The 8,681-nt window shown below is 42.6% G+C and carries 8 protein-coding genes; 5 read left to right on the top strand and 3 right to left on the bottom strand.

Going from position 1 to position 8,681, the window contains the following annotated elements; all coding sequences use genetic code 11:
• The first annotated feature begins 143 nt into the window (after nt 1–143).
• The 3 genes from GNF10_RS32720 (at nt 144) to GNF10_RS32710 (ending at nt 1,826) form a co-directional block, all read left to right on the top strand.
• The gene (locus tag GNF10_RS32720; protein WP_185586293.1) at nt 144–536 is read left to right on the top strand and encodes a pentapeptide repeat-containing protein; all 393 of its coding nucleotides are present in this window, start codon (nt 144–146) and stop codon (nt 534–536) included.
• 128 nt (nt 537–664) lie between these two features.
• On the top strand, nt 665–1,153 hold the full coding sequence (locus GNF10_RS32715) for a DUF2243 domain-containing protein (protein WP_185586294.1): 489 nt from the start codon (nt 665–667) through the stop codon (nt 1,151–1,153).
• Between the two features lie 64 nt (nt 1,154–1,217).
• The gene (locus GNF10_RS32710; RefSeq protein ID WP_185586292.1) at nt 1,218–1,826 is read left to right on the top strand and encodes a DUF4129 domain-containing protein; all 609 of its coding nucleotides are present in this window, start codon (nt 1,218–1,220) and stop codon (nt 1,824–1,826) included.
• Nucleotides 1,827–1,883: 57 nt separating this feature from the next.
• On the opposite strand, the gene GNF10_RS32705 is transcribed toward GNF10_RS32710, so the two are convergent.
• Both GNF10_RS32705 and GNF10_RS32700 read right to left on the bottom strand, forming a co-directional pair.
• Nucleotides 1,884–3,167, bottom strand: a complete 1,284-nt coding sequence (locus GNF10_RS32705) for an aspartate aminotransferase family protein (protein WP_185586291.1) — start codon at nt 3,165–3,167, stop codon at nt 1,884–1,886.
• Between the two features lie 262 nt (nt 3,168–3,429).
• A complete protein-coding gene (locus GNF10_RS32700; RefSeq protein WP_260446195.1) occupies nt 3,430–5,127 on the bottom strand; it encodes an ABC transporter substrate-binding protein in 1,698 nt (565 codons plus the stop codon).
• A 345-nt stretch (nt 5,128–5,472) separates the two neighbouring features.
• On the opposite strand from GNF10_RS32700, the gene GNF10_RS32695 reads away from it, so the two are divergent.
• Complete coding sequence (locus GNF10_RS32695) at nt 5,473–6,489, top strand: TrkA family potassium uptake protein (protein ID WP_185586289.1); 1,017 nt, start codon at nt 5,473–5,475, stop codon at nt 6,487–6,489.
• 322 nt (nt 6,490–6,811) lie between these two features.
• Here GNF10_RS32695 and GNF10_RS32690 read toward each other — a convergent pair whose 3' ends face one another.
• Nucleotides 6,812–7,588 (bottom strand): methyltransferase domain-containing protein, encoded by a 777-nt coding sequence (locus GNF10_RS32690; RefSeq protein ID WP_185586288.1) that lies wholly within the window; start codon nt 7,586–7,588, stop codon nt 6,812–6,814.
• 160 nt (nt 7,589–7,748) lie between these two features.
• Between GNF10_RS32690 and GNF10_RS32685 the strand changes: the two genes are divergently transcribed.
• Nucleotides 7,749–8,624 carry a LysR family transcriptional regulator gene (locus tag GNF10_RS32685; protein ID WP_185586287.1) on the top strand — a complete coding sequence of 292 codons (876 nt, stop codon included), beginning with the start codon at nt 7,749–7,751 and terminating at the stop codon, nt 8,622–8,624.
• Nucleotides 8,625–8,681: the final 57 nt, after the last annotated feature.

Raw genomic sequence — 8,681 nt, 5'->3', positions numbered from 1 at the left:
AAATTATATTTTCACTTACAAGCATTGTTAATTGATTCTTGATCTGGCTTAAATACGACTTTTTCAGCAAGCCCTAGTTAGACCGTTTTTTGTGATGTAATCCTTATTAATATTAATAAGCAGACAACCTGTGAGGCTGTTATATGCCTGAAGTTAATTCTCAACAGCCCATAAATACTGCCGCTACTCTCGTGGAGAGTTATGCAGCAGGAAAACGGGACTTTAGTAAAGCAGAACTAGGTGATGCCGATTTACAAGGCATTAACTTGAAAGGATGTGACCTGAGTTATGCTGACTTGAGTGAAGCTAACCTAAGTGGCGCTAATCTCAGGGGAACCGACTTGAGTTTTGCCGATCTCGAACAAGCTAATCTGAGGGATGCCGATCTTAGGGGAGCATTGTTGATGTCAGCGAATCTCCGCCAAGCCGATCTCAAAGGAGCAAAGCTGGAAAAAGCAGACTACGATCGCAGCACCCATTTTCCCCAAAATTTCGACCCAGTGAAAGCTGGTATGCAAATAAAAGTTGAAGATTAATTAATTTTTCAAAAGACGAAGAATATTGCCTTCTTACCTCCTTCAACGATCCTACTTGCCTCAAGATAGAAGATATTTTTGCCAAAAGAGTTGTATTTTGGTTAAAAAGCCTATCTATGAGGTTGACAATGGAGGCAAAAAGTGAAACCGTCAACCGACGCGCACCACTAATTACTGCTGGGATTTTTCTTGGTGTGGGTCTTGGAGGGTTTATTGATGGAATTTTACTGCATCAGATCCTCCAGTGGCATCACATGCTTAGTAGCATTCGACCTCTGACAAACAGAGCGAATATAGATTTGAATATGGTATGGGATGGGTTTTTTCATACCTTAGATTGGGTATTCACCGCCACTGGACTTGTGTTACTATGGCGTGCTGGACGGCGTGATGATGTTCCTTGGTCATCACAGACCTTTATTGGATCAATACTGATTGGTAGTGGGTTGTTCGACTTGGTTGAAGGTTTAATTGACCACCAAATTCTCGGTGTTCATCATGTGAAACCAGGCCCAAATGAGTTAGCTTGGGATCTAGGATTTCTGGCATTCGGTGCGCTACTTGTTGTTATCGGCTGGATAATGATAAAAAAGGAGTCAAGAGTCATTAGTCATTAGTCATTGGTTAATAATCATAGTTCTTCTCCCCCTGCTCCCTGCTCTCCACTCCCACTCCCCCTCTATGCCTACAGATACTTTTGAAAAAACTAGCTGGAGTTGGCAGCTTTCCCAATTTCAACAACAAGCGGGAGAATGGTGGGAATACCAGTTTTACCGCTTTGAGAAAACTCTACCAGAATTGCCTAATGGATGGTCGATTAGCCCTTGGTTAGGTGAGTTGCTGAAATTTCTGTTTTGGCTGTTAATTGGCTTATTTGTGGTTTGGGTCGGTTGGCAATTATGGCGGGAATTCAGCCCTTATGTATATTCTTGGCTGAATAGAAGTGGCAATCTGACTAATTTTCGTGCAAAAACTCGCTCTAGTGAGGCATCCATAGCGCTTTTGTTGGAGCGATCGCAAGAATTTTATCGTCAAGGTAACTACCGTGAGGCTTGCCGTTGTGTCTATTTAGCAATGTTGCAGCAGTTGCATCAACAAGCGATCGCACCCCACAAACTCAGCCGTACAGATGGAGAATATCTGCAATTGCTGCGATCGGCTGTGACTCCTATACAGCCTTACGAAACTTTAATTACCACTCACGAACAATTATGTTTTGGGGATGCCGAGATTTTGCCAGACAATTATGAACAGTGTCGGCAAGCTTATCGGGAAATTTCCCCAGAATGAAAAAGGGGCTTACAGCCAGATGTGCGCCCCTACTATCTATAATTTTTTTCAGATTGTCTACTTTGTGAGAGTAGCAATCGCCTTGTCTACAGCTTCTAAGGCAGTGTTTACTTCTGCCTCTGTGACAATTAGCGGTGGCACAAATCGAACTACTTTTGGCCCGGCTGGTACAAGCAATACACCTTCGTTGATGGCAGCATTGACGATATCGGCTGCGGTTAGTGGAATATCTCCCCGCAACTCCAAACCGTTAATTAAACCCCAACCCCGAATTTCGCCAATGTGCTGAGGATATTTAGCTGCGATCGCTCTCAACCCAGATCGTAACTGTTCGCCTCTGTCTTGCACATTCTGCAAAATATTTTCCCGTTCCAATGTCTGGCAAACACTGAGTGCTACACCACACACAAAAGGATTGCCGCCAAAGGTGCTGGCGTGTTCCCCTGGCTGAAAAACATCGCAGAATTTCTTGCTCATCATTGCACCGATGGGAATACCGCCACCTAAGCCTTTGGCACTGGTGAAGATATCCGGCTCAACGCCAAGATGTTCGTAAGCCCATAATTTGCCACTGCGCCCCATACCAACTTGCACTTCGTCAAAAATCAATAAAATGCCAGTTTCATCGCAAATCTGCCGGAGCTTTTTGAAATAGGCAACATCTCCCGGACGCACACCACCTTCTCCTTGCAATGGCTCGATCAAAATTGCCGCTACCCGGTAATCGCCTTCATCCAACTCGCTAATCGCCACTTCCACAGCGTTAATATCGTTGTAATTTACGTAGTGGAACCCAGGAACCAATGGGTCAAAATACTTTTGATACTTCGGTTGTGCTGTAGCGGTAACTGTTGCCAAAGTCCGCCCGTGGAAACTGGCATGGGCGGTTAAAATAATTGGTTTTTCAATTTCTAATACTGTGTGAGCATATTTCCGCGCTAGTTTAATTGCAGCTTCGTTGGCTTCAGCCCCAGAGTTGCAGAAAAATACGCGATCGGCACAAGAATGTTCAACAAGCCATTTTGCCAATTCACCTTGTTCAGGAATGTAGTACAAATTAGAGACATGGTGCAGCTTCTGGATTTGGCGTGTTACCGCTTCTACCATCACTGGATGGGCATGTCCCAAAGTACAAGTGGCAATTCCCGCTACAAAGTCCAGATATTCGCGTCCCTGTGTATCCCAAACCCGGCATCCAGCACCCCGTTCTAGAGCTAAGGGAAACCGACCGTATGTAGACATGACAGCTTCATTAAAGCTATCTGCATCAAAGGGACTAGACACTACAGACCCTGAATCTGGGGGGATGGTGGCTTGGTCAACGAGAGTTTGTAGGCTCACTACCGCTCCTCCTGAAAGTTTTTCATTATATAGTTATTTACTAGTTTCCTAGAAATCCCTAAAAATTACTTTTTATTTAGCACAATTCGCACTTCTTCTTAGAGTAACGCCTATATAACCTTGGCGGTGGTGAAAAAACTTTGTACTCAACACTTGAACAAGATAGGACTTACCTAAGCAATAGCGAAACCCTTATTTACAGGTAGGGGCGCGGCTTCCCGCAGGGTATTGCCCCTACTGGTGTACTTTTGCGTAAGTCCGATTATTTCTCCGTGATTTTCAGCTCATCAATATTCCAAAAAGTTGACCCCAAGGCAGAAAACTTGATGGGATTGACACGTTCACGCACTGCTTGAAACGAAATTGGATTCACAAGACAGAATATCGGCAACTGTTCTGCAACGATTTGCTGAAATCTGTCATAAATCGCCTTGCGCTTGCTCTGGTCTAGTTCTTTGACTCCTGCACCGAAAAGACTGTCAATTTCTCTCTCCCACTCAGAAACTACCCATCCTTTGAGCGGGGGTTTTCCTGGTAGAGAACCTTGGTTGAACTGATGAAATGAGCCTTGACTAGTCCAAAATAAAGATAGAAGATTAGGTTCAACATCTGCACCGGGAACACCAAATGCTCCGACATAACAATCCCAATCTCGACGAGAGAGTAGCTTTTGTAATATTACGTTAAAACTAACTACTTGCAAATCTGCTTTGATACCAATTTGACTGAAGTCTTGTTGGATTTGAACTGCGGCATCGATTCTTGATTGATCTTCCGCTTTCACCAAAAGATTGAATTGCACCCGATTTCCATCTTGGTCTAACAGTTCTTTTTGGGAATTGTATTTAAAGCCAGCCTCTAGCAACATCTGCCTAGCTCTCTGGGGATTATAATCATAAACTTTTAACCCTGTTGCTGGGGACAAATAATAAGGACTTTGAACAGCAATTGGTGAATGTTGGATTTTGCCTAAACCGCGATAGATATTAGTTTTCATTCGGTTGCGGTCAATGGTATAAGCAACTGCTTGTCTAAAAGCTAAGTTATTAAACCATCGAGATTTGATTGGGTCTATAAAAGGCTTACCTTTAGAATTACTAGCTTGGTTGAGATTGAAACCCACAAAGCTAAAACCCGCAGTAGTCCCACCATTGTGAATAATAAATTTTCCTCGTTTTTCCTCTTTTTTGAGTAACCCAAATACTGCTGGTGTCACATTCAAAGTATCTAGTTCCCCGGAGCGAAATCTCAGTAACTGATTTTCTGTAGAAGCAATAATTTGCCAGACAATACGTTCAATATAAGGCTGAGGATTTTTTTGAATATCTTTGCGCCAATAATAGGGGTTGCGTCGTAAAATTACCCGTTCACCAGGAGTATATCTTTCTATTTTGTACGGCCCATTGGAGATAATTTTTTGCGGATCAGTATTGGTTCCCCACATTGAGAGAAACTGAGGATTACCATTAGCATCATTGGAGAATACAGAAGAATGCAAGGCATGAGCAGGCAAAATTGCTAGCCTTTCAGCGTATCTTAAAAAAGGGGCAAAAGGTTCCGTAAAAGTAAACTCAACTCGCAGATCATCTATTTTTTGCACTGACGGGAAAGTTTCAGTGTTGCCAATACGTAAAAAATCTCTATATAAAGTGGGAATTTTTTTATTAAGATAAATATCTCGATAGGTAAAGACTACATCATCTGCCGTGAGAGGTTCACCATCTGACCATTTCAATTCTGTTTTTAAGGTAAAAATAATTCGCTTTTTATCAGCAGATATTGACCAAGATTCTGCCAGTCCTGGTTCTAACTTACTAGTCATAACATTCTCATCGATCAATCCTTTATAAATCAAAGAGAAAACACTATATGGAGAGTCATTAATGGCATAGTTAAAAGTAGTTGGGTCACTTAGGGAAACTAAAACTAATTGAGCTATCTGAGATGCTTTGCTTTTCATTTGTGTCGGGTGACAGCTTGTGAGCAAAAAATAACAAGATAGCAGCAAACCAACTACTAAATTTAGAGGTCGAACAACAGCAGGAATCATCTCTAGTTATCTACGTTGCAGGTAATATCTACACAGTACATTATGGTGATTTACTAGTATTAGGATAATGACAGTAGACCGAAAAGTTCTGCGATCGCAGTGGCCTGTCATAGCTGGATAAATTGTAGTTTGAATGTACTAAAAATCACAAATGCGATAAAGTTAGTACAAAACTAGAAAAAGTAGGCTAAAAGTACTATTGTTACGTCATTCTCAACACTTGAGCAAAAATATCAACGTATCCAAAAGGAGTTAATGGCTGGGGCGATCGCTCTTGGCGGTGTTTTCCTCATTGGCACTTCGTGGTACTCATTAGTGGAGGGCTGGGCATGGGAAGATGCGGCTTACATGACAGTCATCACTTTAGCGACTGTGGGATACGGTGAGACTCATCCACTGGGTAGCCGCGGACGATTGTTTACGATTGCCCTGATTTTGTTGGGTGTAGTCAATATCGGTTACATTGTCAACAGATTTACAGAAGCGATCATTCAAGGCTACTTTCAAGAAGGAATTCGGCTACAGCAACAGAGGCGGTTAATGGAATCCCTAACAGAACACTACATTATTTGTGGATTTAGCCGCACTGGTCGTCAAATTGCCAAGGAATTTCGGGCAGAAGATGCACCTTTTGTAGTGATTGATGCTGACATGGAATCTGTACAAAGGGCGCAGGCGGAAGGTTACACGGCATATCAAGGTGACGCTACCCTAGATGACACACTTCTGAAAGTTGGTATCGAACGGGCGATTTGTATTGTTGCAGCACTGCCTTCAGATGCAGAAAATTTATACATAGTTTTGTCAGCGAAAACATTGAATTCAGCAATTCGGGTGATTGCACGGGCAAGTACAGAAGAAGCTTTGCAGAAGTTACGACGCGGTGGTGCAGATGAAGTCATATCCCCCTATATTACTGGTGGAAAGCGCATGGCTGCTGCGGCACTCAGACCCCAAGTGTTGGACTTTGTAGACGGGATTCTGACAGGTGCAGACCGCCAATTGTATATGGAAGAATTTTTACTCGACCCGGCTTTTTGTCCCTTTGTGGGTCAGAGTTTGCAAAAAGCGAGATTGCGATCGCAATCTGGGGCATTAGTTCTGGCAATTCGCCGCGCTGATGGGACTTTAATTGGTGGGCCTACTGGCGATACAGTCTTAATGCCGGGCGATCGGCTGATTGGGATGGGTACAGCAGAACAGTTGCGTAGCCTTAACCAAATTCTCGGCCCAATGAATTCCAAGCAACTGCGGCGACCGAAAAATAGCTGATTTTATTTTTCCTTCTACCAATTCTGTATGAAGATGCGCTAAACCATGTTTAAGTACAAGAAAGGAAAACGAACCGCAAAGGACGCAAAGGACACAAAGTAAAGAAAGAAGTTAAAAGGGTTTGGCGAAGCCCCACAAAGAAATGGTATTAATTACTTCTATATAGCAATCCTAAATGATATGTGAGAGTTCAATAAGCCTCAAATGCCTATAAACTAAGGATTTTTATCTCAGTGTTTTCTCACGTTTGGGTTAGGATTGCTATATCAAATTCTAAGTAAGCTTTGTATACTGTAATTGCATACTTTCATTGTCAAGCAATCTAAAGTTTGATGGCAACAATGCGAATTCTTCGATAGTCTGCTGTCCAATTACCTTCTTGATACAGTGTCGGCAAAAGATGCTCTTCCACGGTGCGAATTACTTGTATTTTTTGGTCAGCACACAGTCCGGCTAGAAAAGCATCGGCAAACATTTCAAGCCAGTTCGCCATCCCTGCTTCGCCTTCTGTTAGGGGAGTAGGACGAGCAAACAAGGTGGCATAAGTAACATCAAAGCCTTGTTGTTCTAGCAGGGTAGCGTACTCACCAATACTAGGAAAATACCAAGGATTCAGTGCTTGTGGGGAGATAGCGATCGCCTCTAAAGCACTGTACAAAGCTGTGACGATCGCTTGAACATTTCCCTTACCACCAAATTCTGCAACAAAACGCCCCCCAGGTTTTAACGCTTGGTGTATGGAAGCGATCGCTGCATCTGCTTCTTTAATCCAATGTAGGACAGCGTTGGAAAATACTGCATCCAATGGTTTCCATACTTGAAAATCTCTGGCATCAGCAACATCAAAGCGTAGATGGGGATAATTTTGTCTTGCTGTCTCAATCATCGAGGATGCGCGATCGATTCCAGTGACTTCAGCCCCGGCTTGAGCAATTTTTTCTGTTAGTTGCCCAGTCCCACAGCCAAGATCCACAATGGATTCTCCCGGCTTGGGGTTGAGTAGTTTCAGCAAGTTCTCGCCATATTGCCAGACAAAGGCGTGTTTATCCTCATACAGGTCTGTATTCCAATTATTGTCGAGTAATGGAAGATTATTCATAAACTATGAAATTACATTGCAGAGTATTGTTTTACTAGTCGTCAACCAAGTTAGGTAGGTTGATGACTGCATAATCATCACAATAAAAAATATTATTAATTATGTCCAATATATATTTTGACCTTAACTAATATTTAAAAGATATAAGTTCAGGTAACAGATGGAACTACGACACCTGCGCTACTTTGTCACCTTGGCAGAAGAACTGCACTTTGGACGTGCAGCAGAAAGATTGCACATTGCCCAACCTCCCTTAAGTCAACAAATTCGCCAGCTAGAGAAGGAATTGGGCTTTGAACTGTTTCATCGCACAAAACGAAGTGTGAATTTAACAGAAGCGGGCGTGGTTTTTCTGGATGAAGTCCAACAAATTCTCAGGCAATTGCAGCAGGCAATCCAAGTCGGGCAACAAACTAGTCGCGGTGAACTCGGAGAATTAGCGATCGGCTTTGTCAGTTCTGCCGCGTATAATGTTTTGCCAACTATTTTGCGAACCTTTCGGAATTGTGCCCCTGGTGTGAGTCTAGAGTTGCATGAACTGACTACAGATCAACAGTTAGAGTGGTTACGCACAGGTCGGATAGATGTAGGGTTTGTTCGTCCACCTGTGGAGGAAAATACATTTAGCTGGGAAATAATTTTTCAAGAGTCGCTGATAGTAGCATTACCTGAATCACATTTACTAGCAAATCAATCTTATGTTTGTTTGCGATCGCTTGCTAATGAACCCTTTATTTTATTTCCGAGAATATTAGCACCTGGACTCTACGACTTAATTATTAGTCTCTGTCAGCAAGCAGGTTTTAGTCCCTCTGTAAGTCAACAAGCCATTCAGATGCAAACAATTGTTAGCCTAGTAGCAGCCGAAATAGGTGTTGCAATTGTGCCGGCATCTTTACAAAATTTGCAACGAACTGGGGTAGTTTATAAAAATATCGAACCAGTCAGCCCAAAAGTTGCCATTGCAATGATTTGGCGTAGTAGCGAGACATCCCCAACAATACAGAGATTTCTGGAGATTGTAAAACACATATAGGAATCGTATTTGATTTTTGAAATTATCTACGTGGGCGGGGAATGGGGAATGGGGAAT

The organism is Nostoc sp. UCD121, from assembly GCF_014222285.1.
Lineage (GTDB): Bacteria > Cyanobacteriota > Cyanobacteriia > Cyanobacteriales > Nostocaceae > Nostoc.
Note: the sequence above shows the minus strand (reverse complement) of the source record. Positions and strands in the feature narration are given on the sequence as shown.